Origin of the sequence: Prauserella alba (assembly GCF_024171735.1) — a bacterium.
GTDB lineage: Bacteria > Actinomycetota > Actinomycetes > Mycobacteriales > Pseudonocardiaceae > Prauserella > Prauserella alba.
The window spans coordinates 1-25,974 of record NZ_JAMTCH010000005.1; the positions used below are offsets into that span (position 1 = coordinate 1).

General features: G+C 70.1%; 21 protein-coding genes. 14 read left to right on the plus strand and 7 right to left on the minus strand.

What is annotated here, in order from left to right; genetic code table 11:
- Positions 1–128: 128 nt before the first annotated feature.
- Positions 129–710 (minus strand): YqgE/AlgH family protein, encoded by a 582-nt coding sequence (locus LY12_RS15660; RefSeq protein WP_253857467.1) that lies wholly within the window; start codon positions 708–710, stop codon positions 129–131.
- Positions 711–1,046: 336 nt separating this feature from the next.
- Between LY12_RS15660 and LY12_RS15665 the strand changes: the two genes are divergently transcribed.
- On the plus strand, positions 1,047–2,957 hold the full coding sequence (locus LY12_RS15665) for a TNT domain-containing protein (RefSeq protein WP_253857469.1): 1,911 nt from the start codon (positions 1,047–1,049) through the stop codon (positions 2,955–2,957).
- A gap of 158 nt (positions 2,958–3,115) precedes the next feature.
- On the opposite strand, the gene LY12_RS15670 is transcribed toward LY12_RS15665, so the two are convergent.
- Positions 3,116–4,555: a CCA tRNA nucleotidyltransferase gene (locus LY12_RS15670; protein ID WP_253858848.1), complete on the minus strand. Its 1,440-nt coding sequence runs from the start codon at positions 4,553–4,555 to the stop codon at positions 3,116–3,118.
- Positions 4,556–4,713: 158 nt separating this feature from the next.
- Here LY12_RS15670 and LY12_RS15675 point away from each other — a divergent pair, with 158 nt between their 5' ends.
- The 11 genes from LY12_RS15675 (at position 4,714) to LY12_RS15725 (ending at position 18,030) form a co-directional block, all read left to right on the plus strand.
- Positions 4,714–5,205 (plus strand): NUDIX hydrolase, encoded by a 492-nt coding sequence (locus LY12_RS15675; protein ID WP_253857471.1) that lies wholly within the window; start codon positions 4,714–4,716, stop codon positions 5,203–5,205.
- Positions 5,206–5,262: 57 nt separating this feature from the next.
- Positions 5,263–7,461 carry a DUF6049 family protein gene (locus tag LY12_RS15680; RefSeq protein WP_253857473.1) on the plus strand — a complete coding sequence of 733 codons (2,199 nt, stop codon included), beginning with the start codon at positions 5,263–5,265 and terminating at the stop codon, positions 7,459–7,461.
- A 1,147-nt stretch (positions 7,462–8,608) separates the two neighbouring features.
- A complete protein-coding gene (murJ, locus tag LY12_RS15685) occupies positions 8,609–10,474 on the plus strand; it encodes a murein biosynthesis integral membrane protein MurJ (protein ID WP_253858849.1) in 1,866 nt (621 codons plus the stop codon).
- Between the two features lie 91 nt (positions 10,475–10,565).
- The gene (locus LY12_RS15690; protein WP_253857475.1) at positions 10,566–12,116 is read left to right on the plus strand and encodes a protein kinase family protein; all 1,551 of its coding nucleotides are present in this window, start codon (positions 10,566–10,568) and stop codon (positions 12,114–12,116) included.
- Between the two features lie 127 nt (positions 12,117–12,243).
- Positions 12,244–12,855 (plus strand): RNA polymerase sigma factor SigM, encoded by a 612-nt coding sequence (sigM, locus tag LY12_RS15695; RefSeq protein WP_253857477.1) that lies wholly within the window; start codon positions 12,244–12,246, stop codon positions 12,853–12,855.
- Positions 12,852–13,652, plus strand: a complete 801-nt coding sequence (locus tag LY12_RS15700; RefSeq protein ID WP_253857479.1) for an RsmA family anti-sigma factor — start codon at positions 12,852–12,854, stop codon at positions 13,650–13,652. Before sigM ends, LY12_RS15700 begins: the two co-directional genes overlap by 4 nt.
- 194 nt (positions 13,653–13,846) lie before the next feature.
- Positions 13,847–14,725, plus strand: a complete 879-nt coding sequence (locus LY12_RS15705; RefSeq protein ID WP_253857481.1) for an MFS transporter — start codon at positions 13,847–13,849, stop codon at positions 14,723–14,725.
- Positions 14,686–15,069 (plus strand): hypothetical protein, encoded by a 384-nt coding sequence (locus LY12_RS15710; protein WP_344073407.1) that lies wholly within the window; start codon positions 14,686–14,688, stop codon positions 15,067–15,069. Before LY12_RS15705 ends, LY12_RS15710 begins: the two co-directional genes overlap by 40 nt.
- A gap of 128 nt (positions 15,070–15,197) precedes the next feature.
- A complete protein-coding gene (gene trxB / locus LY12_RS15715; RefSeq protein ID WP_253857485.1) occupies positions 15,198–16,199 on the plus strand; it encodes a thioredoxin-disulfide reductase in 1,002 nt (333 codons plus the stop codon).
- Positions 16,200–16,250: 51 nt separating this feature from the next.
- Positions 16,251–16,574, plus strand: coding sequence for a thioredoxin (gene trxA / locus LY12_RS15720; protein ID WP_253857487.1), 324 nt, complete (start codon positions 16,251–16,253; stop codon positions 16,572–16,574).
- 271 nt (positions 16,575–16,845) lie between these two features.
- Positions 16,846–18,030, plus strand: a complete 1,185-nt coding sequence (locus LY12_RS15725) for an N-acetylmuramoyl-L-alanine amidase (RefSeq protein ID WP_253857489.1) — start codon at positions 16,846–16,848, stop codon at positions 18,028–18,030.
- 51 nt (positions 18,031–18,081) lie between these two features.
- Here LY12_RS15725 and LY12_RS15730 read toward each other — a convergent pair whose 3' ends face one another.
- A complete protein-coding gene (locus LY12_RS15730) occupies positions 18,082–18,843 on the minus strand; it encodes a hypothetical protein (RefSeq protein ID WP_253857491.1) in 762 nt (253 codons plus the stop codon).
- 208 nt (positions 18,844–19,051) lie between these two features.
- Complete coding sequence (locus LY12_RS15735; RefSeq protein ID WP_253857493.1) at positions 19,052–19,786, minus strand: GNAT family N-acetyltransferase; 735 nt, start codon at positions 19,784–19,786, stop codon at positions 19,052–19,054.
- 265 nt (positions 19,787–20,051) lie between these two features.
- Between LY12_RS15735 and LY12_RS15740 the strand changes: the two genes are divergently transcribed.
- Together LY12_RS15740 and LY12_RS15745 are read left to right on the plus strand one after the other, a co-directional pair.
- Positions 20,052–21,416: an aminotransferase-like domain-containing protein gene (locus LY12_RS15740; RefSeq protein WP_253857495.1), complete on the plus strand. Its 1,365-nt coding sequence runs from the start codon at positions 20,052–20,054 to the stop codon at positions 21,414–21,416.
- Positions 21,417–21,452: 36 nt separating this feature from the next.
- Positions 21,453–22,403: a D-alanine--D-alanine ligase family protein gene (locus LY12_RS15745; protein ID WP_253857497.1), complete on the plus strand. Its 951-nt coding sequence runs from the start codon at positions 21,453–21,455 to the stop codon at positions 22,401–22,403.
- 143 nt (positions 22,404–22,546) lie between these two features.
- Here LY12_RS15745 and LY12_RS15750 read toward each other — a convergent pair whose 3' ends face one another.
- From LY12_RS15750 to rsmG, 3 genes are all read right to left on the minus strand, one after another.
- Positions 22,547–23,560 carry a ParB/RepB/Spo0J family partition protein gene (locus LY12_RS15750; protein ID WP_253857499.1) on the minus strand — a complete coding sequence of 338 codons (1,014 nt, stop codon included), beginning with the start codon at positions 23,558–23,560 and terminating at the stop codon, positions 22,547–22,549.
- Positions 23,557–24,423, minus strand: a complete 867-nt coding sequence (locus LY12_RS15755) for a ParA family protein (RefSeq protein WP_253858850.1) — start codon at positions 24,421–24,423, stop codon at positions 23,557–23,559. The genes LY12_RS15750 and LY12_RS15755 overlap by 4 nt, the downstream gene beginning before the upstream one ends.
- 115 nt (positions 24,424–24,538) lie before the next feature.
- On the minus strand, positions 24,539–25,246 hold the full coding sequence (gene rsmG, locus LY12_RS15760) for a 16S rRNA (guanine(527)-N(7))-methyltransferase RsmG (RefSeq protein WP_253857501.1): 708 nt from the start codon (positions 25,244–25,246) through the stop codon (positions 24,539–24,541).
- Between the last annotated feature and the right edge of the window lie 728 nt (positions 25,247–25,974).

Genomic DNA, 25,974 nt, shown 5'->3' on the forward strand with positions numbered 1-25,974 from the left:
GCTGGGCCACCCCAGCCGAGCGCCTGCGTGATCTACTCACAACCACATAGGCCAACAGGCGTTGCAACCACCCCAAGAAACCACCCAACACGGCCTCCGGGAGGCGCAACACGGCGCGTTCGCGGGGCTCAGTTCAGTTGGAGGTCGCCAGGGTGGGTGGCCAGCAGCGCGGTCGGCAGGCCCTGCCTGCGCAGGACGTGCGCCCACAGGTCGCGATGGGGCGTGGCGAGGACGTCACCCGGTAGCGCAGGCACGATCAGCCAGTCGCCGCGGTTGATCTCCGCGGCGAGTTGGCCCGCGTCCCAGCCCGCGTAGCCCGCGAACACGCGCATGCCGCGAACCTTCGCGACGAGTTCGTCGGGGTCTGCGTCGAGGTCGACGAGCGCAACGGGGCCGCGAACCGCGATCAGGCCTTCGAACTCGGAGGCGTCCTCGCCGGTGCGCAACGCGGCCAGGCACAGCGCCGTCTTCTTCTCCACCGGGCCGCCGACGAACACCGATTCCGGTTCGACGACGTGCGAACCCCAGCCCGGCAGAACCTCACCCACCGGCACTTCACTGGGCCGGTTGAGCACCACCCCGAGCGTGCCCTCGTCACGATGATCGATGACGAACACGACCGTCCGCCGGAAGTTCTCGTCGAACATCGTGGGGGCGGCGACCAGCAGTGTTCCCGGTTCCACCTCGGAGTCCGCTTGCACGCCCACCATGATCCCACCCATGTGGGTGGGCGAAGGGAACGGAGGGGTCGTTTGCGGTATCGCCAACGTCCCTCTGGACCTCGCGTGGAACTTGCTGTAAGTGAGCGAATCCCACCTCGCCGTCACCGGTAACCCGTTAAGGTGAGGCGGGCCGGACACCGGCTGTCCGGGACCACGCTGGGGGCGAGTCCCGGGCCGGACACGACCGCCGGAACGCGGCCGGGCATTCGGCGATCCCGCGCCCGCGGCCGGGCGGGCGAGCTCGGCCAGGGTGGTTACAGTAAGGCCCGCGTGAGCCGCGGGTGGGGATCCGCGCGACAACCGAAGCGAGGGGGAGAGGAACGCGTGCGACACCGAGTCGAAGTGGCCGAGCGGCCGGACGCGTTGTACGCGCTGTGGAACGGGCAGATGTTCCGCGCACAGCGTTCGACGACCGATTCCAGCGTGCTGTTGACGCCGTTGCCCGGCGAGGACGCACCCGAGGAGTTCGACACCGAGGCCCACGGCACCCGCGGCAAGGTCGTCGCCGCGGAGGAGGCGCCCGCGACGTTCGCCCTCCACACCTACTGCATCCACGACGACGAGCCCTACCTCGTCGAACCGGCGTCCGACGACGGCGAGCTGATCCTCCGCTGGACCGGCACCGACGAACAGCGAGCCCGCGACCTCGGGCTCACCGACCTCACCACCAGGGTGAACGACCCCGACACGATCACCGCACTCTGGCAGGAGCGGCACGACTTCGCCGCGGCCCACACGCCGCGGAGTGAACCGGGCACCGGTGACGTGCAGGCGCTGCTCAAGTCCATCGGACGGACCCTGCTGGGTTTCCTGCCGTCGGGGTGGGAGCGCGTGGCGGCCCAGTTCCGTCAGGTGGGCGACTACTCCGAGCTGGAGGTGAAGGCGGACGCGGGCGAGAACACCGCGGTCTCGTTGTCCGCTCCGCCGCAGCTCGGCCAGCTGCTGTCGCAACTGCGGTCGGCGATGTACACGCCCTCCGACGGCACCTGGTTCCAGGGCACCTACGCACTCGATCCGCAGCGCAACTTCGATTTCGACTTCGACACTGCGAACGAACCGCAGTGGCAGCTGCCGCCCGCGGGCAGGCGCACCGCCCGCACCTACGACGCCGAACTGGAGTACTTCCCGCGCAAGGAACCGCCGCCGTGGCTCGCTGGCAAGGCGGGCAAGCCGCTCGACGTCGAGTTCCGGCACGTGCGCGTGCTCGACAGCGGTGGCGGCGAGGGCGAGCAGCCGGTCGTCAACCGGCCACCGCTGCCGCAGGAGGAGATCCCGCGCGTGCTCGGGTACCTGTTCCGCGCGCCGGTGGTGCTGGCCAGGCAGGGCGGGCTGCGGGACGTGTTCGCGCCGCAGGGTTCGGCGCACGACGTGCCGGACGCGTTCCACACCGACGGCACGTGGATCTGGCCTGCCGCCGTGCCGCACTACCTGCGCAAATACGGGGTGCCGCCGGAGTCCGACCTGCTCGACGCCATCAGGGCGAAGCAGTACAACGTGCCCTACGCGAGCCGATCGGTTCGCGGGGCGGCCGAGGCCGACCTGCTGGGAAGGCCTCGGCCACCACGCGCACCCGAGGACGTCGCCGAGCCGAGCATCCTCACGAAGCTCCAGCGCGGCGAGGAGCCGCGGCGGTTGCGCGCGTCGGAGGTGCTGTCGGCGCTACGGATGCGGCTCGCCGAGTACGGCATCGGTGAGTCGGCGTACCGCATCGGGGAGACCGCCGACGACGTGTGGTGCCTGCACCGCGCGGCCGACGGCTGGGAGGTCGCGCGCTACGCCGAAGGGGCGCCGATCGAACCGCGGTACTTCCCGCGGGTGCACGACGCCGCGGAGGCGCTGCTCGGATCGTTGCTGCTGCTGCCAGGGCGGATGGGCGGCGGAACCTCGGCCGAGCAGGAGCATCCGACGGACTGGCCGATCCAGCCGCTGCGCGGCGAACCGCCGTTGCCGTTCTTCCGCAACAAGCGCATGGTCACGTTGCCGGTGGGGATGCGACTGCGGCGGTTCGGGGGCGAGCAGGGCAACCTGCTGCACCCGGACCGGACGCCGTTCCCCGAGACGTCGCTGCCCGTGGACCGCGAAAGCGAGGTGCGGGCGTTCGTCGTCAAGCGCCCGGTGCACGTGCTCACGGGCGTGACCGCACCGTGGGGGCCGCTGCCGGGCGGAGCGGTCGGCTACCTCCTGCCGCACCCGATCGGCTCCCACGTCGAGTCCGGCGCGTTGGAGCGCGCATAGCCGTCGCGAACGGCCCGTTCGCAGCACCCCGTCCAGGTGATCTTCGTGCCCCCAAGGGCACTTTGGTGGCGTTGAGTGCCACCAAGGTGCCCTTGGGGGCGCTTCACGTCATGGGCCGGACGGGTGAGGGGGTTGACGACCCGGGAGGGGGCATCCCGCTAGTCCGCGGGGTCGATGCCCTGTTCGGCGGCCCAGCGGCGGAGTTCGGCGACGGCCTCGTCGTGGTCCAGCGGGCCGCGGTCGAGGCGCAGTTCCTTGAGGTGTTTCCACGCCTTGCCGACGACGGGACCGGGTTCCACGCCGAGGATGCGGATGATCTCGTTGCCGTCGAGATCAGGGCGCACCTGTTTGAGGTCCTCCTCCTCGGCGATCCGCGCGATCCGCGCCTCCAGGTCGTCGTAGGTGCGCTGCAGCTGGGTCGCCTTCCGTCGGTTGCGGGTCGTGCAGTCGGCGCGCACGAGCTTGTGGAGGCGCGTCAGCAGGTGGTCGGCGTCGGTGACGTAGCGCCGGACCGCCGAGTCGGTCCACTCGCCCTTGCCGTAACCGTGGAACCGCAGGTGCAGGTACACGAGCTGCGAGACGTCCTGCACGATCTCCTTCGAGTACCGCAACGCGCGCAAACGTTTGCGCGCCATCTTGGCACCGACGACCTCGTGGTGGTGGAAGCTGACCCCGCCACCGGATTCGAACCTGCGTGTGTCCGGTTTGCCGATGTCGTGCAGCAGCGCGGCCAGCCGCAGCACCAGATCCGGCTCCGACGTCGGCTCGTGCGAGGTCTCCAGGTCGATCGCCTGCTCGAGCACCGTCAACGAGTGCTGGTAGACGTCCTTGTGCTGGTGGTGCTCGTCCATCGCCAGGCGCATGCCGGGCACCTCCGGCAGCACGACGTCGGCCAGCCCGGTGTCGACCATCAGCTCCAGGCCGCGCCGCGGCGCCTTCCCGATCAGCAACTTCGACAGCTCGGCCTGCACCCGCTCGGCCGTGATGCGTTCCAGCTCGCCTGCCATGTCCCGCATGGCCGCGACCACCCGGTCGGCGGGCGTGAAGTCCAGCTGCGCCACGAACCGTGCCGCGCGCAGCATCCGCAACGGGTCGTCGGCGAACGACTCCTCGGGCGTCGCGGGCGTGTCGAGCAGGCCGGAGGCCAGCGCCGCCATACCGCCGTGCGGGTCGACGAACGTCTTCGTGGACAGCTCGATGGCCATCGCGTTCGCCGTGAAATCGCGGCGCACCAGGTCGCCCTCGATCGTGTCGCCGAACGACACCTCGGGGTTGCGGCTCACGCGGTCGTAGACGTCGGCGCGGAACGTGGTGATCTCCAACTGCACGCCGCCCCTGGCCGCGCCGACGGTGCCGAACTCGATGCCCGTGTCCCACACGGCGTCGGCCCAGCCGGTCACGAGGCGCTGGATCGCCTCCGGCCGCGCGTCGGTGGTGAAATCGAGATCCGACGAGAGCCGGCCCAGCAACGCGTCCCGGACGCTCCCCCCGACCAGGTAGAGCCGGTGGCCCGCATCGGCGAACCGTGCAGCCAGCTCGTCGGCGACGGGGGACACGCGCAGCAACTCCGCAACGGCGTTGCGCTGGGCTTCCTTCATCGCTCGCAGCTGGGAATCGGTGGTGTTCACGGCGGCCTGGTTCACGCCTTCGCGACCTCCGCGACATCTGCGCCGCCCGCGGTCCGGCGGGCGCTTCGGTTCAACACGGACACAGCAAGCCAGCCTACCGCCGGCGGGATGTGATCTAGCATCGCAGCATGCCTGGATCGGCCGGTCGCTCCGGTGATGCCACACCACGGCGCCGGCCGCGGCGCCGTCGCGGGCGGCGCATGACGACTGTCGACGAGACCTCCGCCGGTGGTCTCGTGGTCGATCGCGGGCGGACGCACGCCGCGCTCATCGGAAGGCTGAACCGGCACGGGCGCCTGCTGTGGTCCCTGCCGAAGGGCCACATCGAGGATGGTGAGACCGTCGAGGACACGGCCGTACGCGAGGTTCGGGAAGAGACCGGCATCGTCGCACGGGTGATCCGCCCGCTGGGTTCGATCGACTACTGGTTCGTGGCCGAGCGCAGGCGGATTCACAAGACGGTGCATCATTTCCTCCTCGAGGCACACGGCGGCGAGCTGTCCGACGACGACGTGGAGGTCACCGAAGTGGCCTGGGTCCCGCTCGACGAACTGGATTCACGGCTCGCCTACACCGATGAGCGCAAGCTCGTGCGCAAGGCACGGGAGTTGTTCGAGTAGCGGACACGCACGCGGGCACCCGCGGGCAGGCACGAACAGGCACGGAGGCGGCGAGCAGTGAAGAGGTTCAGCGCATTCGCGCTGGCGTTGGCCTTCCTCCTCACGCAGGGGCTGTGCGCTCCGGCCGCGACCGCAGCGGCCACGGCGGGCGTCGACGCCGCGGGCCGGGCCGCCCACGTGCAGCAGGGCAGGGCACAGCCGAGTCCGCAGCAGCGCCTCAGCGGCCCCGACCTGCTCGAACTCGACATCAACACGTTCTCCCCGCGCATCCTCACCGCGGGTGCAGCCGACCGGACGCGCGTGCAGGTCACGGGCACGGTCACCAACACCGGCGACCGTGACATCTCCGACGTCGTGGCGCGCCTGCAGGTCGGCCAGGCGGTGCCGACGGCATCGGCGTTCCAGCGGGCCGTCACCGAACCCCCGCCGGCCGACGCGGGCGCGACGGAGTGGGTGACGCTGTCCGACACGCTCGCGCCGGGGGAGTCGGCGCCCGTGCGGTTCGACGTCCCCGCCGCCGACCTTCCGCTGACGACTCCCGGTATCTACCCGCTGCTGGTCAACGTCAACGGCACACCCGAGTACGGCGGGCCCGCGCGGCTGGCTTCGATGAACCTGCTGCTGCCTGTGATCGACCCCCCGAGCGAGGCGGCCCCCGCGCGAACCACACTGATGTGGCCGATCACGGCGACCCATCCGCGGGTGGTCTCCCAGCCGCACGACGACACGATCATGCTCGCCGACGACGGCCTCGCCACCGCGCTCGCTCCGGGTGGCCGGCTCGACGCGCTGGTCGAATCGGCGCTGGCCAAGCAGGAGAACGCGGCGCTGTTCGGTTCGATGTGCTTCGCGATCGACCCGGAACTGCTCGACACGGTCGAGGCGATGACCGGCGGCTACCGCGTGCGCACCACCGACGGCCACGTCGAGGGCCAGGGCGCGCAGGACGCGCGCAACTGGCTGGAGAAGCTGCGCTCCCTCGTGGCGTCACACTGCGTCATCCAGCTGCCGTACGCCGACGCGGATCTGGGCACTCTCGCCGAGGTCGACTCCGAGGCCGATCTGACGCGCATGGCGGTCGGCGGCGGGCCGTCGATCCTGCGGCGCACGGGCGTGCAGCCGAGGCCAGGGGTGGTGTGGCCCGCGCGCGCTCCCGACAAGGACGCGATGTCGGCGGCGACCGCGGCCGGCGCGCGGACGTTCCTCGTTCCACCGACGGCCTCGACCGGTGCCGACGGCATCGGCCGCGTCTCGACGGCGGGCCAGGCGCGGACGCTGACGTACGACCCGCTCGTGTCGGCGGCACTCACCGGCCGCAAGGCGCGCGGCAACCGGCTGACCGCGGTGAACGACACCGAGGTCGCCACTCAGAACGGCATCGCGGCGCTGGCACTGCGCGGTGGGCTCGGCGAGCAGACCGGCGGACCGGTGGTGGTCGCACCGCCGCGGCGGATCAACGCGACGACCGGCGAGCTGACCGCCTTCCTCGACGCCTACGCGCAGCTGCAGCACGCGAACATGCTGGCCCCGACGGCACTCGACGAGGTGCTCTCCGCTCCGCCGCAGGACGCGGCACCGGCGAGGGAACCGGGCGACGGCTCTGCCGCCGCCGCGCTCGACGCGGACCTGCTCGACTCGCTGTCCGGCACCGAGGCCACCACCGCCGACCTGAGCCGCGCGATGCGGGTCGACCCGACGCGGCAGGTTCCGCCCGCCCAACTGCTGCGGCCCCTGCACAACGCCGTCATCCGCGCGACCTCGTCGGCGTGGACCGCCCGGCCCGCCGCGGCGATGGCGGCGGCCCGCAACGCCGAGGCCCAGCTCGACGACCTGACCGGGCAGGTCACCGTCGCGACGTTGGCCCAGCCGGTGCTGCGCGGATCCGAGTCCGCTCCGCTGCCCGTGAGTGTGAGTAACGAACTGCCCGTGCAGATCCGCGTGCAACTGCAGCTGGAGAACATCGCCGGGCTGCGCCCGGCTCACATCCCGGTGCAGACGCTCTCGGCCAACAGCACCTTCAGCCCGCAGGTGCCTGCCGAGACGCTCCGGTCGGGGCGATTCAAGATCACCGTGTCGCTCACCACTCCCGGCGGCACGGCCCTCGGCGAGCCGGCCGAACTCGAACTCAGCTCCACGGAACTCTCCACCGTGACCCTCGTCATCACGATCGTGGCCGGCGTCGCGCTCGTGCTGCTGTCGGGCAGGCGCATCATCCGCAGGATCCGGCACACGGGCGAGGACGAGTCCGGCTCGTAGCGCGGCCGGCGGTGCCCGGCGTCACGTTCGCCGGCGGCGATCGGCCCAGGGCCGCGACACACGGCGCACCGAAACGGGTCCCCGTGCGACCTGAGTTTTACAGCCGTGCGCATTACCCTGAACCGAGCTTGACACCGAGTTGATGGGGCACGCGTTGGACAGACAGCCGGGCCGGCCACCCGAACCCGGGGGCAGGCCGGGAGGACCGGCGAGGCCAGGGGGGCCAGCAGCATCCGAGGGGGATGACGCCATGCAGTGGCCGGGTGACTCTGCGGAGCCGCCGCCTGCGCAGGACCCGCGCGCCGTCGACCCCGACGACCCCGACGCGCGCCGCCGCGGCCCTCGCCGCCCCGACCCCCGTGGTTCCGAACCTCCCGAACCCCACAACCGCCACCGCCGGGAAGCCGGGGAACGCCACCCGGGACAACGCGGCGACGGCGATCCACGCGAACCCCGTCCTCCGCGCGCGGCTCCGGGTTCGCGCGGCCCCGCACCGCAGCCGCCGCCCGCAGGGCCGCACGAGCCACAACGGAACGGTCGCCGCGCCCCAGAGGCCGGCGACCGGCGTGTGCCGCCACCTCCGGATGCCGAACGGCGTCCCCGTCGCGGCGCACCGCCGCCTCCCGGCGCGCAACCGCCGCAGGGTCCGCCACCCGGCAGGCCGCCCGTCGATCCGCGGACGGGCCAGGAGCCGCCGCGGCGCGGACACCCCGGCGGCCCACCCGGGCACGGCCCCGGCACTCCGCCTCCCGGGCAGCCAGGGCAGGCAGGGCCACCGCACGCCAAGGGCAGGCAGGCACCGCCGCCGGACGCCACCCGTCGCGACCGCGCGGTGCCGCCTCCGGCCGACCAGCGCTCACCGGAACAGCGCTCACCGCAGGACCGGCCGCCCGCACCACCCCAGGGCGGGCCGCGGCGTGCGTCGCCGCCGCCTGCTCCGGACCGGTGGCAGCCGCCGGACGAACAGCCCCCACCCGACCCGCGCCGCGAACCGCCACGCCGTGGCAGGCCGCCCGAGGCCGCGCAGCGCGGTCCGGTGCGCCCGTGGCAGGGCGGCCCGCCCGCGGACCGGCCCGACGGTGCAGCCGGCCCCGTCGAACCCGCCCACCCGGCACCGGAAGGCCGTTCGCAGGAGCGCACCCGGGACATGGCCGCACCGGAGCGGCAGGCACCGCCAGGACCGCAGGGCCGGCCGACTCCGCCACCGCCGCCGCGTGAACCGGACGCGACGGTCTACATCCCGCCGCGCTCGGCGCGCTGGCCGGGGATAGACCCGGACGTGCAGGGCCCGTACGACGAGCTCGCGACACAGATGATGCCGCGGATCCTCGACGGTCCCCGGCACACGGAGATCGGCGAACGGATCCCCGCGGTCGGGGTCGACGAGCGCGCCGAACCCGAGGCCGAGCCTCAGCCCGCGGCGAAGAAGCAGTCACTGGCCAAGGCCACCGGGCGGATGGCCATCGCGACCATGACCAGCCGCATCACGGGTTTCCTGTGGAAGGTGCTGCTGGCGTGGGTGGCCACGCTGGGCGTGTTGTACGACTCGTTCACGGTCGCCAACACGATGCCGCTGATCATCAACGAGCTGCTGCTCGGTGGCGTGCTGACCAGCGTCGTGGTTCCGCTGCTCGTGCGGTCGCAGGACGATCCGGACGGCGGCGAGTCGTACACGCAGCGCCTGATCACGATGGCGATCACGATCCTCGGCATCGGCACGATCGTCTCGACCGCGGCCGCGCCGTGGCTGACATCGCTGTTGATGGACGACTCGGGCGCTGCGAATCCGCAGCTGGCGACGTGGTTCGCCTACCTGCTGCTGCCAGGCCTGCTGTTCTACGGCCTGTTCGCGGTGCTGTCGGCGGTGCTCAACGCCAAGCAGATCTTCGGGCCTGCCCAGTGGGCTCCGGTGATCAACAACATGGTCATCATCGTCACGATCATCGCGTTCGCGCTGGTCCCCGGCGATCCGACGATCGTGCCGACGAGCATGACCGACCCGCAGGTGCTCGTACTCGGCCTCGGCGTGCTGACGGCCATGACCGCGCAGGCACTGTTCCTCGTGCCGGCGCTGCGCAGGTCGGGGTTCCGGTTCAAGTGGAACTTCGGCCTCGACGAGCGGTTGAAGGAGTTCGGCGGGCTCGCGGCCTGGATCCTCGGTTACGTCGTCGTCAGCCAGATCGGCATGGTCATCAACACCCGGGTGCTCACCGCGGGCGCGGCCGGTGGCGCCTCGATCTACTCGAACGCGTGGCTGCTGTTCCAGCTGCCGTACGGCGTCATCGGCGTGTCGCTGCTGACCGCGCTGATGCCGAAGATGAGCAGGGCCGCGGCCGACGGGGACCACCGCAGGCTCGTCGGCGACCTGTCCTACGGTTCACGGCTGACGACGTTGATGCTGCTGCCAGTCTCGGCGGTCATGGCCGTGGCGGGCACATCGATCGGTGTCGCCCTGTTCGCGCTGGGCAAGGGCTCGGTCGAGGACGCCGAACGGCTGGGGCAAGCGCTTGCGGTCTCGGCTTTCGGCCTGTTGCCCTACGCGCTGGTGATGCTGCAGATGCGCGTGTTCTACGCCATGAAGGACTCGCGCACCCCCACGCTGATCATGGTCGTGATGACGGCGGTGAAGATCCCGCTGCTGTACCTCGCTCAGGCGCTGCTGTCGCCGACGCACGTCGTGCTGGGCGTGATGATGGTCAACTCGCTCGTGTTCGTCGTCGGCGCGGTCCTGGGACAGGTCTGGCTGTGGGTGAAGCTGGGCAACCTGCGCAGCAAGCGGGTGGTCGGCGTCATCCTGTTCACGGTCGTCGCCAGCGTGCTCGGCGCGGCGGCCGCGGCGGCCGCCGGCATGCTCGTGCCGGACTTCCTCGGGGCCATCGGAGGTGCGTGGGTGACGCTGATCCTGCAGGGCATCGTCGGAATGGGTGTCTCGTTCGGGGTACTCATGGCACTCAAGGTGGATGAGCTCGCGCCGGTGACCAGGAGAGTCACCCGGTTGCTGGGCCGTGGCTAGAGGCGGAAGACACCGCCCTTGCACTGCGTGTTCACGTACCCTCTTCTAGAGACAGCAGCGAGCGAGAGCCGAACCTAGGGGGTCAGGCCGGATGGGCACGAGAGCGCAGCGTGGTGCGCTGGCGCCCGGCGGAGTCGTCGGTGACGGCCGGTACCGCCTGCTCGCGCAGTTCGGCATCGACGAACGCGCGGGCGCCCACCTGTGGCGTGCGCGCGACGGGCAGCTGCGTCGCGACGTCGCACTGACCATGCTGGTCGGCGACCCCGCCGACCCGGAAGCCGCCCTGCTCGGCAGGCGCACGCTGGAACGCGCAGCGCACGCCGCGACGTTCGAGCACCCCGGGGTCGCCCGCGTGCTCGACGTGCTGTCCCTCGGCAGCGGCATCTCCTCGTCGGAGGGGCTGCTGGGGATCATCGTGGCCGAGTGGACCAAGGGCACCGACCTGATCGACCTCGTCGCCGAGCGCCCTGTCGAACCCGGCGCGGCCGTGCGCATGGTGCGCGCCCTTGCCGAATCGGTCGACCAGGCGCACCAGTCCGGCCTCGTGCTCGGGATCGACCACCCGCAACGACTCCGGCTCACCCCGGACGGCAGGCTGCGGCTGGCGTTCCCCGGCCCATTGCCCGACGCCACGTTGCGCGACGACGTCAAGGCCCTCGGCTCGGTGCTGTACCTGCTGCTCACCGGCCGCTGGGCACTGCCGGGCGGTCCGCCCGCGCTGCCGCCCGCACCGAAGTCGCCGACCGGCAGGATCGTGCCCGCCAAATCGCTGCAGCCGCGCGTGCCCCCCGAGCTGTCGGCGCTGTCGGTGCGCACCATCGAGGACGGCGATCACGGAGGCATCCGCACCAGCGCGGCCATTCTGCGCGCGCTGGACCACGCCGCCGAGGCCGCAGAACGCGCCAAGCAGGCGCAGGCCGAACCGGCCGAACCCGACGGCAGCGTGTGGACCACGAAGAAGCCGTCCAAGGACAAGGCGCGCCGCCGCAAGCTCGCGCTCGGCGTCACCGCCCTGGTGTGCGCGGCCGTCGCCGTGCTCGCGTGGCTCGGCATGATGGCCATCAACTTCTTCCAGGACGACGGCGACACGTCGGGCCCGCCCGTCAACCTCGCCGACCCGCCCGCACAGCAGCAGGGCGGCGGACAGGACGGCGACAACGGCGGCCAGAACGGCGGGAACGGCAACCAGCAGACGCAGACCGGTAAGCCGGTGCAGCCGTCGGAGATCACCGTCTACAACCCCGAGGGTGAAGGCGACAGTCCCGCCGACGCTCCGAAGGCAACCGACGGCGATCCCGCCACGGTGTGGCGCACCGACCTGTACAAGCAGCAGCTGCCCGCGTTGAAGCGCGGCGTCGGCCTGCTGGCGACCTTCGACCAGCCGATCGACCTGTCGAAGGTGCGGGTCGTGGCCGACAGTCCCGGCACCGAGGTGGAGATCCGCACCGCCGACTCCCCGGACGCGCCGCTCGACGCGACCCAGGTCGTCGGTCAGGGCAAGCTCGACGACGTCAACACCACGATCTCGCTCGACCAGCCCGTCGACAGCACGCACGTGATCGTCTGGGTGAAGACGTTGTCCGGCCAGGAACCCGATTTCAACTCGGAGTTCGGCGAGGTCAAGTTCCTGCCCTCGGCGTGACCACCTCGCGAGGCGGGCGCCGCCGATCCGGCCCGACCGGTGTCGACATTCCCGGCAACGCGATCTCACCCGGACGATCCGCACAGGGCGTGCTCACGCCCGAGTGCTCCTTAGTAATCTCTTCCGGGTGACAGCGCCCACCGCCGAGCCCACGGATGCGGATCTGATCAAGGCGCACGCCGCCGGCGATCCGCACGCGTTCAACGAGCTCGTACGCAGACACCGAGACCGCATGTGGGCCGTCGCCTTGCGGACGGTCCGCGACCCGGAGGAGGCCGCCGACGCGCTGCAGGACGCATTCATCTCGGCCTTCCGCGCGGCGTCGAACTTCCGCGCCGAGTCACAGGTCACAACGTGGCTGCACCGGATCGTCGTGAATGCGTGCCTCGACCGCATCCGAAGGCGTCAGGCCAAACCGACCGTGCCGTTGCCCGAGGAGGGCCACCAGGAACCGGCCGTGCCGCGCGATTCGATGGCCGAACGCGAGACGTCCCTGGTCATCAAAGAGGCACTCGAGCAGCTGCCGGAGGATCAGCGCGCCCCGATCGTGCTCGTCGACGTCGAGGGGTACTCGGTGTCGGAGACGGCCGAGATGCTGGGCATCGCTGACGGCACGGTTAAGAGCAGGTGTGCGCGAGGTCGCTCCAAACTGGCGAAACTTCTCGGACATCTACGGAACCCGACCGAGGAAGGCGGCGTCCCAACTTACGAAAGCAAACACGGGGAGGGACGACGATGACGGACGAGTTCAGGGGGAATGGCGGGGCCGCCGACGGTTCCGCGTTGTCTGTCGACGTGCTCGCCGACCTGCACGCCGGTGCGCTGAGCGACAGCGAGGCGGCCGAGCTGTGGCCCCGCGTCAACGCCGACCCGGAGGCACGAGCCGTCATCGAGGCGCTGGAAGCCGCCAGGTCGGATCTGGGTTCCCTCCACAACGAGCCGGTGGAGCCGATGCCCGCCCACGTGGCTTCGCGGATCGACGCGGCCCTGGCCGACGAACAGCGAACCCGTGAGCAGCAGGCGGCGGGTACCAATGTCGTCAGCCTCGACCGTGCTCGCGGCAGGCGGAAGAAGCAGGGCATTGCTGCGGGTTTCGTCGCAGTGGCCGCCGCGGTGGTGGCCGCCGTCGCGATCGCCGTGCCGAATCTCGGTGGAGGCGGCGAGACGTCCGGGGTGGCGCAGCCGGCGCCGTCGGAGCAGTCCGGTGACAGCGATGCCGGCGCTCCGTCGGACGGTTCCGGGCCGCTGGCGCTGACCAAGGACGACGGTGACCTCGCTTCGGCGATCGGCAGCATCTCGGCGGTGCGCGACTACGGGCCGCTCGAGAGTAAGAGCCGCTTCGACGCCTGCGTCCAGGCGGCGGGCGCCGACCCGAACAAGCAGCTGGCCGGGGTACGACCGGTCACGATCGACGGCGAGGAAGCCGTCCTCGCGCTCTACACGACAGGCCAGTCGGCCCAGTTCCGCGCGGTCGCGGTGAGCCCGGACTGCAACTCGGCACCGGTGCTGGACCGCGTCATCGGCGCAGGCGGCTGAGCAGCGAGCGGCCGAGCAGCAGCATCGGAGAAGGCCGGCGGGGTCCGACGGGGACGCCGCCGGCCTTTTCGCTGTCCTGCCACGACCGGTGTCGGTGGGTCGTGGTGCAGGCCATACCCGATAATTTTGGATTGATCGATACATAATTGCTAGCCTCGGCACTTGTCTACCGATCGATACAAAAAGGAGTGGGTGTGGCCGAGGAACACAGCGGGATGCCGCTCGCGATCTGGGGAATCGGGTTCGGGATCTTCGCGCAGGGCACCAGCGAACTCATGCTCGCCGGTCTGCTCCCGGACATGGCGGCCGACCTGGCGGTGACGATCCCCGCGGCGGGCTGGCTCATCAGCGCATTCGCACTCGGCATGCTCGTCGGCGCGCCGGTTCTGGCGGTACTGACCCTGCGCTGGCCGCGGCGCTCGGCACTGCTCGCGTTCCTGGCCGTGTTCGCAGCCAGCCACGTGGTCAGCGCCCTGACCGACAGCTACGGGCTGCTGCTGGCGATGCGGTTCATCGGCGCGTTCGCCTACGCGGGCTTCTGGGCCGTCGGTGGCAGCACCGCGATGGCGCTCGTCGGGCCCGGCCGCCGGGCAAGGGCGATGAGCATCGTCGCGGGCGGGCTCACGGTCGCGACCGTGATCGGCCTGCCCGCGGGCACCTGGGTCGGACAGCACCTGGGCTGGCGCGGGGCCTTCTGGGCGATCGCGGCTCTCTCGGCCGTCGCCGCCGTCGCCGTCATCGCCGCGGTGCCCCCACTCCGGCAGGGAAGCCCTCCGAGTGTGCGCAAGGAACTGCGCGGCCTGAGGCCGCCCCGGCTGTGGCTGTCCTACGCGATGACGGCGGTCGCCACCACCGCGCTGCTCGGCACCTTCTCCTACCTCGCGGCGATGCTGATCGAGACCACCGGTCTCGACTCCGCGTGGGTGCCGGCGGTGCTGTTCGGCTACGGGCTCGGTGCCCTCCTCGGCATCGCCCTCGGGGGCCCGACCGCCGTCCCAGGGCCGTCCTCGGTATCGGCTTCGCCGGCCTGCTGGTGGCTTCGCTGCTGCTCGCACTCGCAGCGCACCACATGACCCCGACCGTGGTGCTCGTGATCGTGCTCGGCATGCTCGGGTTCGGCACCAACCCGGCACTGAACTCCCGCTTCATGGCCATCGCGCCCGACGCACCCACCCTCGCCGTGTCGGGAAACGTCTCCGCGTTCAACGTCGGCATCACCCTCGGCCCCTGGATCGGCGGCGTCGTCCTCGCGGCAGGGCACGCCTATCCGGCCGTCCCGGCCGTCGGCGCCGCGATCGCGGGGCTCGCACTCCTGCTGTGGGCGTGGGACCTCGCGCTCCAGCCCCGCACCGGCAGGGGAACGCGGACCGCCCGGACCGAGCCGATGGTGACGTGCGGCCACGGGCACACCCGGTGACCCGTCCACATCCCGGGAGCGCACCCGGCGAAAGACCCGTCACACACGGGCGTGGGCCACCGCGGGAACAGACGCACCTACGATGCTGTTGGACCCGGTGTCAGGCGTTATCGAAGCGGAGGAAACCAGTGGCTGCAGAGGACGTTCGGAACCTGATCATCGTCGGGTCGGGTCCCGCGGGGTACACCGCGGCCGTGTACGCGGCACGCGCACAGCTCGAGCCGCTGGTGTTCGAGGGTTCCCAGTTCGGCGGTGCCCTCATGACGACGACCGAGGTCGAGAACTACCCCGGCTTCCGGTCCGGCATCCAGGGCCCGGACCTGATGGAGGAGATGCGCGAGCAGGCCAAGACCTTCGGTGCGGACCTGCGCGCCGAGGACGTCGAGCAGCTCGAACTCACCGGTGACATCAAGTACGTCACCGCGAACGGCAAGCGCTACGCCGCCCGCGCCGTCGTCCTCGCGACCGGCGCGGCACCGCGTTACCTCGGCGTGCCGGGTGAGCAGGAACTGCTCGGCCGTGGCGTGTCGTCGTGCGCGACCTGCGACGGATTCTTCTTCCGCGAGCACGACATCGCCGTGGTGGGCGGCGGCGACTCGGCGATGGAGGAGGCGACGTTCCTGACGAAGTTCGCCAAGACCGTCACGATCGTCCACCGGCGCGAGGAGTTTCGAGCCTCGAAGATCATGCTCGAGCGTGCACAGCAGAACGACAAGATCCGCTGGCAGCTGAACTCGCAGGTCACCGAGGTGCTCGGCGACGGCACCGTGGCCGGCCTGAAGGTCGAGGACACGGTGACGGGCGAGGAGTCCACGCTGGACGTGACGGGCTTCTTCGTCGCGATCGGCCACGACCCGCGCAACGAGCTGTTCCGCGACCAGATCGAGGTCGACGAGTCCGGCTACGTGCTCACCAAGGGCCGCAGCTCGTACACCAACGTCGACGGCGTGTTCGCCGCAGGCGACCTGGTGGACCAGACGTACCAGCAGGCCGTCACGGCGGCGGGCAGCGGCTGCACCGCGGCCATCGACGCCGAGCGCTGGCTCGCCGAGCACGCCCACGTGGCGGAGGCCGCCGAGTCCTCCGAGATGGTCGGCGGCGGCTACGCGACCGCCGGCGCCGCCCACTGACCGCTTGAGATTTCACCAGGTACCAGGCCCAACGACACAGAAAGAGGCACCATGACCGACACCGTCAAGGTCACCGACTCCAGCTTCTCCGACGACGTGCTCACCAACGACAAGCCGGTGCTCGTCGACTTCTGGGCCACCTGGTGCGGCCCGTGCAAGATGATCGCCCCGGTGCTCGAGGAGATCGCCTCCGAGCACAAGGACAAGATCCAGATCGCCAAGCTGGACATCGACGAGAACCCGAACACCGCTCGCGACTACCAGGTCATGTCGATCCCGACGCTGATCCTGTTCCAGGGCGGCAAGCCGGTGAAGCAGATCACGGGCGCCAAGCCGAAGGCGGCGCTGCTCGACGACCTGTCGGAAGTGCTCTGACGAAGATCGACACGCGAAAGCCCGGGACGCGGTCCGCCCCGTCCCGGGCTTTCGCGTTTTCGTTCCCGCGGTGCGCGTCACGCGGCCCCGGTTGCGCCGTCACACCAGTGCGGCAGCCCGCGAGACGGGCCTGGCGCGCTCGTCAAGGAAGCACAAGGCACAATAGTCAGGCGCAGGACCCCGCGTCCTGCATTGGTTTGCACAGCATCAAGCACCGGATCGGGTGGCCATCCACCCGCTGGTCCGATGCCCAAGGTAGAGCGAGGAGTGCATGCGGGTACTCCGCCGCGGCGACAGCGGACCGGACGTCGCCGACATCAGGTCCCTGCTGGTCAGCCTGGACCTGCTCCCAGGTGCGGGCACCAACGGCGCCCACGGCGCGGACGGGGCCGATGGCGCGCCCAGCGGCGCCGACGCCGTGTTCGACGATCGGACGGAACACGCTGTCCGTGCGTTCCAACAGCGCCGTGGTCTGATCACCGACGGCGTGGTGGGCCCCGCGACGTATCGCGCGCTGCGCGGATCCTGCTACCACCTGGGCAGCCGCCCGCTGGCCTATCTCATCTCGTCCCCCGTGCACGGCGACGACGTCTTCTCGCTGCAGGAACGCCTGACCGAGCTGGGCTACAACGCCGGTCGGCCGGACGGGCATTTCGGACCGCAGACCGAGCGCGGTCTGAAGAACTTCCAGCGCGACTACGGACTCACCGTCGACGGTATCTGCGGTCCGTCCACGGTCAGGGCGCTGCGGCAGCTGTCGCCGCGCGCCCGCGGTGGCCGCCCCGTGTTTCTGCGTGAGCAGGAGCAGGTGCGGCAGGCCGGGCCGCGGCTCCGTGGCAAGCGCATCGTCATCGACCCCGGTCACGGTGGTGACGACCCGGGCGTCGACGTCGGCGGCGTGGCCGAACGGGACATCGCGTGGGACCTGGCGCGCCGTCTCGAAGGGCGGATGAAGGCCACCGGCATGGAGGCGCTGATCTCCCGCGGTCCCACCCGCAGCCCTTCGGAGATCGAGCGGGCGCAGTTCGCCAACGACGCGGGCGCCGACCTGTTCCTGTCGCTGCACAGCGACGGCAACTCCTCGCCGCACGCCCAGGGTGTCGCGAGTTTCCACTTCGGCACCGGCAACGGCACCACCTCCACGGTCGGCGAGCTACTCGCCGGCTACATCCAGCGTGAACTGGCCGCCCGCACCGGCTTGCTCGACTGCCGCACGCACCCCAAGACGTGGGACATCTTCACGCGCACCCGTTGCCCTGCGGTGCGCGTCGAGATCGGCTACCTCACCAACGGCCAGGACCGGCTCAGGCTGTCCGACCCGGCGTTCCGCGACGTGGTCGCCGAGGGGCTGCTCATCTCCGTGAAGCGGCTGTACCTGCTCGGGGAGGGCGACCAGCCCACGGGCACGTTCACCTTCGCCGACGTCCTCGCTCACGAGCTCGCGAAGGCGGAATAGCCGCGCCCGGCGCCGCTCTCGGGGCTCGTTCCCGGGCTCCGTGTCGCGAACTCAGCGCTTCGGACGGGGCATGTGCACCGCCACCCGGGTGGCGGCTTCCATGGTTTCGAGCTCCTCGTCGTCCGGCGTGCCGCCGAGCATCGCCGCCTCGGAGATGACCAGGCGCCGACCTTTCGGCCTGGACGTGTAGGCCTCGCCGGTGAACTCGCCACTGCCGATCCGCGGCCCGACGGCTCCGAGTGCCGTGACGCTTCCCGTGCCTGGTGTGTCGACGAGCTGCCGCAGATCCGTCACTCCGGCGGTTCGCGGCATCCGAACCCACACGACGGATACGGCGATGCGGTTGCCGTGCTCGTCGGTGACCGGGATCAGCCGCCGTGTCAGTTCCCGGCACGGCCTGGTCGAGAAGAACTGCTGCACCTCGCCGTAGGACCACACCGCACACTCGGCTGCGTGTTCGGCCCGATCACGCAGCTCGTTGCGAAGCCTGCGGCCTGGTTTGCCGCGGCCGGGCTTGCGTGACTTCGCGGGCCGCAGTTTCAGCGAACGCAGCGCCTTCGCCGTGCGGCCCTTCGCGGCGTGTTTCACACCTTGGGTGACGGCCGTTCGCATGGCCTGTGACAACGCCCCCTCCGCCGCCGTCCCCAGGCCGCCCGCACCGAACCCTCCGGTGGCGCCCGTGCCGGCAGCCATCAGGGCGCCTCCCGCCACGACACCGGCCACGGCCGTGCGGCCCTTCTTGCGCTTACCCCTGATCGGATAGACCTTTCCGGTTTTCGGATCGGTCTTGAAATCCGGTTCGTCGTCAGCCAACGCACCCTCCCCCCAGGTTCGAAGTGACCCAGGGTGGTGAACCGATGGACCCAGCGCGACCACCGAACGAGTGACTGTGCACAAGCCACCGCAACCTGTGGATAACCGTGCGAGTTGTGCACAGAACTGTGGATAACTCGGAGGTGGTCCTGACCGCGTGGCGGCGGTGACGGTGTAGGCCGGCCGGCCTGACGGCGGGGCGGTCGGCTCAGGCGCGTGAGCTGGACGACGTCGCCGTCGTCATCGTGACCTCGCCGAGCAGCTTCTCCAGCGCCGCCTCGACGTCTTCCTTCCACGAGATCGACGACCGGAGCTCCAGCCGCAACCGGGGCCACCGGGGATGCGGCCGCACGGTCTTGAACCCGACGCTCTGCAGGAACGCGGCCGGAACCACACACGAATGCCCGTCGGGCTCCCCAGTCCCGGAATCTCCAGTCCCGGAATCCCCGGCAGCAGGCTTCCCGGTGCCGGGATGGCGAGTGTCGACCGCGGCGCCGTCGTCGGCGTCCGGGTCCTCCGGACCGGCGTCGCCGAAGGCCTCGATGGCCTTCACCCCGCGTCGCGTGAGGTCCTTCGCCACGGCCTGCACCAGCATCCGGCCCAGGTCTCCGCCACGGAACTCCGGCAGGATGTGGAACGCCGTCAGCAGCACCGCGTCGGGGCTCGGCGGCGACGTCGGGAAGGCGTCCGACCGCGGGACTGCGCTCGGCGGCGCGTACAGCACGAACCCGACGGGCAGGCTCCCGCTGTAGACGATCCGCCCACACGAGCCCCATTCGAGCAGCACACCGGAGACCCAGGCCTCCTTCTCGACCTCGGTCTCGCCGAACTCCTCGGCCTGCTGTTTCACATGTGGAGCGAGTTCCCAGTAGACGCAGCGCCGGCAGTGCGGGGGCAGCTGCTCGAGGTTGTCCAGCGTGACGCCCACGACGCGACGTGACACCAGACCTCCCGAATCGCAGGGCCGCGCGGCCGTGTGAGACCGCATCGACCGGCGCTGACCGACACCGCGCACACGGAACGCACGCGGCGCGAGTAACACCGGCAAGCATATGCCGATGTGACGAGCGCGCCAACGGCGGGAGGCGCCCTACCACCTGTGGTTACACTCGAACAACTACCCGTAGGTGACACCGCGGGCAGCGCAGTACACAGGTAGAGCCCAGCCGCCGAACGCTTTCCCCACGAAAAGCAGACGGAAGTATGCCATGAGCGAACCCCAGGTCCCGGATTCGCAGAGCGCGGAGCCGACTCTCCCCGAGGCCAAGTCCGGCGTGGAGCCGGGCAGCCGCACCAACCTCGACCCGCACGTCGAGCGCTACGCCGCCCGCACGGCGGGCATGACGGCGTCCGAGATCCGCGCGTTGTTCGCCGTGGCGAGCCGCCCCGAGGTCGTGTCGCTCGCCGGTGGCATGCCGAACCTCGCAGCGCTGCCGCTCGAATCGCTGTCGCAGCAGATGAGCGAACTCATCGCCGAGGACGGGCTGACCGCCCTCCAGTACGGCTCCGCGCACGGTGTTCCCGCGTTGCGCGAGCAGATCTGCGAAGTGATGGCCATGGAGGGCATCACCGGCCACCCGGACGACGTCGTCGTCACCGTCGGTTCGCAGATGGCGCTGGACATGGTCACGCGGCTGTTCTGCGACCCAGGCGACGTCGTGATCGCCGAGGGACCGTCGTACGTCGGCGCGCTCGGCTCGTTCGCGGCCTACCAGGCCGAGGTCGTGCACGTCGCGATGGACGACGACGGCCTCGTGCCCGAGAATCTCCGCAGTGCGCTCGCCGAATGCGAGAAGGCGGGCAAACGGGTCAAGTTCCTCTACACGATCCCCAACTTCCACAATCCCGCAGGTGTGACGCTCGCGGTTGAGCGCAGGGCGGAGATCCTCGAGATCTGCCGCCAATACGACGTGCTCGTCATCGAGGACAACCCGTACGGCCTGCTGGCCTTCGACGGGCAGACCTACCCGGCGCTGCGGTCGATGGACCCCGACAACGTCGTGTACCTCGGCTCGTTCTCGAAGACGTTCGCCTCGGGCCTGCGGGTCGGCTGGGTGCTCGCGCCGCACGCCGTGCGCGAGAAGCTCGTGCTCGCCTCGGAGTCGGCGACACTGTGCCCGCCGACGCTCAACCAGCTCGTCGTGTCGAAGTACCTCGCGACCCACGACTGGAAGGGTCAGATCAAGACGTTCCGCGAGAACTACCGCGAACGCCGCGACGCGATGATCGGCGCCCTGGAGCAGTACATGCCCGAGGGCTGCAGCTGGACCCACCCCGACGGCGGGTTCTACGTGTGGCTGACCGTTCCCGAAGGTGTCGACGCGAAGGCGATGCTGGCGCGCGCCGTCACCGCACGGGTCGCCTACGCCTCGGGGACCGGCTTCTACTCGGACGGGCTCGGCAGCAGGCAGATGCGACTGTCCTATTGCTACCCGACGCCCGAACGGATCCGCGAGGGTGTGCGCCGGCTCGCCGGCGTACTCGAGTCCGAAATGGACCTGATGCGGACGTTCGGTAGCGTCACCACCCGTGCCGTCTCCGGGCCGCAGACGCCTGGACCGGACACGGCCTGATCGACGTTTTCCCTTCAGCCCCAAGGAGTTTCACGGGTGGCCGAACGTACTGTCGCCGTCCTCGCAGGCGGCCTCTCCCACGAACGGGACGTCTCGCTGCGGTCCGGCCGGAGATTGTCGGTCGCACTGCGCGATGCCGGACTGACGGTCCAGGAATGGGACACCGACTCCAGTCTGATCGGCAGACTGCGGGAGCAGCGGCCCGACGCGGCCGTCGTCGCACTGCACGGCGGTGAAGGCGAGAACGGTTCCGTGCAGACCGTGCTGGAGATGTTCGGCGTCCCGTTCGTCGGCACCCACTCGCAGGGCTGCCGGCGTGCGTGGGACAAGCCGATCGCGAAGGCGCTCGTGTCCGGTGCCGGCTTCACCACGCCGGATTGGTTCGTCCTGCCGCACAGCACGTTCCGCGAACTCGGCGCGCAGTCGGTACTCGACGCCATGGTCGAGCGGCTCGGCCTGCCGCTGATCCTCAAGCCCGACCAGGGCGGCTCCGCGCTCGGCGCACAGGTCGTGCGCGACGCCGCCGAACTGCCCGCCGCGATGGTCGGCTGCTTCGCCTACGGCGACACCGTCCTCGCCGAGCAGTACATCGACGGCACCGAGATCGCCGTCACGGTCGTCGAGGGGTCGGACGGACCGCAGCCACTGCCCGCGGTCGAGATCGTGCCGGAGAACGGTGTCTACGACTACACCGCGCGCTACACGGCCGGGTTGACCGATTTCTTCACGCCCGCACGGCTCGGCGCCGGCGTCGAGAAGTCCGTGGGGGAGCTGGCCGTCGGCGCACACCGAACCCTCGGGCTACGCGACATCTCCCGCACCGACGCGATCGTCGCCGCCGACGGAACGGTCCACTTTCTCGAAGTGAACTCCTCACCAGGCCTCACCGAAACCTCCACGGTGCCGATGGCGTTCGAGGCGGCCGGCACCTCGCTGGGGAAGGTGTTCGACGAACTGATCGGACGGGCCGCCGGCCGCGGCAACTGAGTCACGGCCTCGACTCGTCACACGACACGGCGCCCGGAGCGACTCGCTCCGGGCGCCGTTCTCATGGCACACGATCGGTGTTTTAGCACCACCACCAGTAATCGTCACCGTGACGTATTGACCCGGGGTGATGGGACGTCGGATTATGTGTCCGATTTGCCGTTATTCGGGTCCATCAGGCGAACGATGCGTTCGAGATCGTCCTTCGAACCGAACTCGACCACGATGCGCCCTTTTCGGCGGCCGAGGTCGACCTTCACCTTCGTGTCGAAGCTGTCGGACAGCCGCGTAGCGAGCTCCTGGAGTCCGGGCGCCTCCATCTGCTTGCGCGGCTGCTTCTTCTCCTTCTTCTGCGGACCGTTCTTGTAGAGGGTGACTGCCTCCTCGGTCGCGCGGACCGAAAGCCCCTCCGACACGATGCGCCCCGCCAGTTCCTCCTGCGCGTCCGGATCCTCGAGGGAGAGCAACGCGCGCGCGTGCCCCGCCGACAGGACGCCCGCCGCCACCCGGCGCTGCACGGGGAGGGGGAGTCGGAGCAGGCGGATCGTGTTGGTGATGACCGGCCTGCTGCGCCCGATCCGCGACGCGAGCTCGTCGTGCGTCACATCGAACTCGTCGAGCAGCTGCTGATATGCCGCCGCCTCTTCGAGCGGGTTTAGCTGCACCCGGTGAATGTTCTCGAGCAGCGCGTCCCGCAGCATCGCGTCGTCGGTCGTCTGCCGCACGATCGCGGGGATGCGCTCCAGACCGGCCCGCTGCGAGGCGCGCAGCCGGCGCTCGCCCATGACGAGCTCGAACTTGTCGCCCTCGAGGGTGCGAACCACGATCGGCTGCATGAGGCCGAACTCGCGGATCGAATGTTCCAGCTCGGCGAGCGCCTCCTCGTCGAAGACCTGCCGCGGCTGCTTCGGGTTCCGCTCGATGGCTTCGAGCGGAACCTCGCGATAGACCGCGCCGGCGACCTCGCCTCCCACCGCGGGTGCGTCGTCGATGGCGCCGTTGGCGGCGAACCATCCGCTGTCGTCACCCGCAGGCGGTTTGACGTCGGCCATCTCGGGGACCGGCACGTGGGATTCGGCCTCGGGATCGTCCTCGACCGGTCCCGTCGGGATCAGTGCTGCCAGTCCGCGGCCGAGGCCGCCTTTGCGTTCGGTCATTCCTGCTTCCCCTCCACACCGCGTTCGGCGACTTCGCGTGCGGCGTCCAGATAGCTCATGGCGCCACGTGAACCGGGATCGAAGGCCAGCACCGTCTGGCCGTACCCGGGAGCCTCCGAGACCTTCACACTGCGCGGGATGATCGTCTTGAGCACGACCTCACCGAAGTGGTTCTTGACCTCCTGCGTCACCTGGTCGGCCAGCTTCGTACGGCCGTCGTACATGGTGAGCAGGATCGTCGAGACCGTCAGTGTGCGGTTCAGGTGCTTCTGCACCAGTTCGATGTTGCTCAGCAGCTGTCCCAGTCCCTCGAGTGCGTAGTACTCGCACTGGATCGGGATCAGCACCTCGTGCGCGGCGGAGAGCGCGTTCACCGTGAGCAGGCCGAGCGAGGGCGGGCAGTCGATGAAGACGTAGTCGACGTCGAGCTGGGCGAGTGCCTCGTCCGTCAACGCCTCCTTCAGTCGTGACTCGCGGGACTGCATCGAGACCAGTTCGATCTCCGCGCCCGCCAGGTCGATCGTCGCCGGTACGCACAGCAGGTTGTCGCTCTGCGAGCTCGCCTGCGCCGCCTCGACGAGGGTCACCTCGCCGATGAGGAGTTCGTACACCGAAGGGGTCCCGGAACGGTGATCCACGTCGACCGCGGTGCTCGCGTTCCCCTGAGGGTCGAGGTCGATGACGAGCGTCTTGACGCCGTGCAGCGCCAGCGCCGCCGCGAGGTTCACCGTGCTGGTCGTCTTGCCGACGCCGCCCTTCTGATTCGCCACCGTGATGACGCGGCGCTTGGACGGACGTGGCATGAAGCCTTCATCGGGGTGGAGGACCTTCGCCGCTCGGAGCGCCTCCTCGGCGATGGGCATCGATCCGCCGGTCTTCGACTGTCCAGCTGGCGTGGTCACCGAGTCTCTCCCTTCGTCGGCGCGTACCCAACGCCGCCGTGTTTCACGTGGAACATGCCTTGCTCGGAACTACTCGTCATGGGCTCCGCTGACCCTTCTTCTTCGGCCGTTTCCGCTGCGATCCCGGGCGCTGACCCTTCACCCGCTCGATCACCACGACCGTTGTCGGCGTATCGAGGATGTCACCGCCGCACTCGACGACGTGCGGTTCGCCGCCACCGGCCTTGGCGACGTCAGCCCGATCCCGTTCGATCTCCTCGGTCGCACTGGCACCTTTGAGCGCCACCAGCGTGCCGGACTCACGCACCAACGGGAGACACCAGCCCGCAAGGCGGCCGAGGGGAGCGACGGCGCGAGCGGTCACGACGTCGGCGAGCTCCAGCTGCGCACGCACCGTCTTCTCCTCCGCGCGGCCGCGAACCACAGTGACGCCATCGAGGTCGAGCTCGTCCACGACCTCTTCGAGCCATTCGACACGACGGGCCATCGGTTCGAGTAGAACGATATCGAGATCGGGGCGACTGATCGCCAACGGTACTCCGGGGAGGCCGGCTCCGGACCCCACATCGACGACGTTCGTTTCACGTGGAACCTCGTCACCCAACACCGCAGAGTTGAGCACGTGCCGATCCCAGAGACGGTCGAGCTCTCGCGGCCCGATGAGTCCCCGCCTGACTCCGTCTTCGCGCAACATCGCCACGAACCGCTCCGCTCGATCAACGTGTTCGCCGAACACGGCGATCGCCGCCGTCGGGGTGGTGGACTCCAGTCCGTCCCGGCCCACTACTCAACTCCTCACTGGATTCGCGGGCGCCGCGTTTCACGTGAAACGGCCCGCGTTCGATTGTCCATGAACTCGCACGCGATCAGAGTCGACAGTCCGAAGATGTGGAGAACTCCATGCGTGGTTTCACGTGGAACGTCGACGGTCGGGTGGTCCCGACATCGCCGCAACCCTCGTCACGTGATTCGTGATCGACGACGGCGTAATCGCGACGGCCTTCGTCGATCATAGAAGCGCCCGATCGCCAACGGCTCGCCGCTCGCGCAGACGCGCCGCCGCCTCACCACCGATGGACCCACTCGGGTCGCGTCGGCCGATACCGTCCGCGGGGTCACGCGTGCCGACGCCGTCCGCACGGTCACGCCGAGGTCGGCACAACGCCTCCGGACGCACGCTCGGTCCGGACCGCGCCCACCCGGAGACTACTTTCCTTTCGACCCGACACGCGCACCCCGTCATCACACCTCGCTGCGACAGAGCCCCGGCACAGCGCGGCTCGGAATGGGCCCCGCGGGATCATTCCGGTGCGGCTCCACCGCTGGGTCCGAACCCTCGTGCGCGGCCGAACCCTCGTGCGCGGCCGTGCCAACGCAAGCGACCGCAACACCACGCCGGCCGACGCACGCGTCGGCCGAGTCGGGACACCGCATGTTCTGTCGCGACGAGGCCGCGTCCCTCGCGGGCTCCCGTCACAGCGAACGTGCCGAGCGTCGACGGGCGTCCGGTTG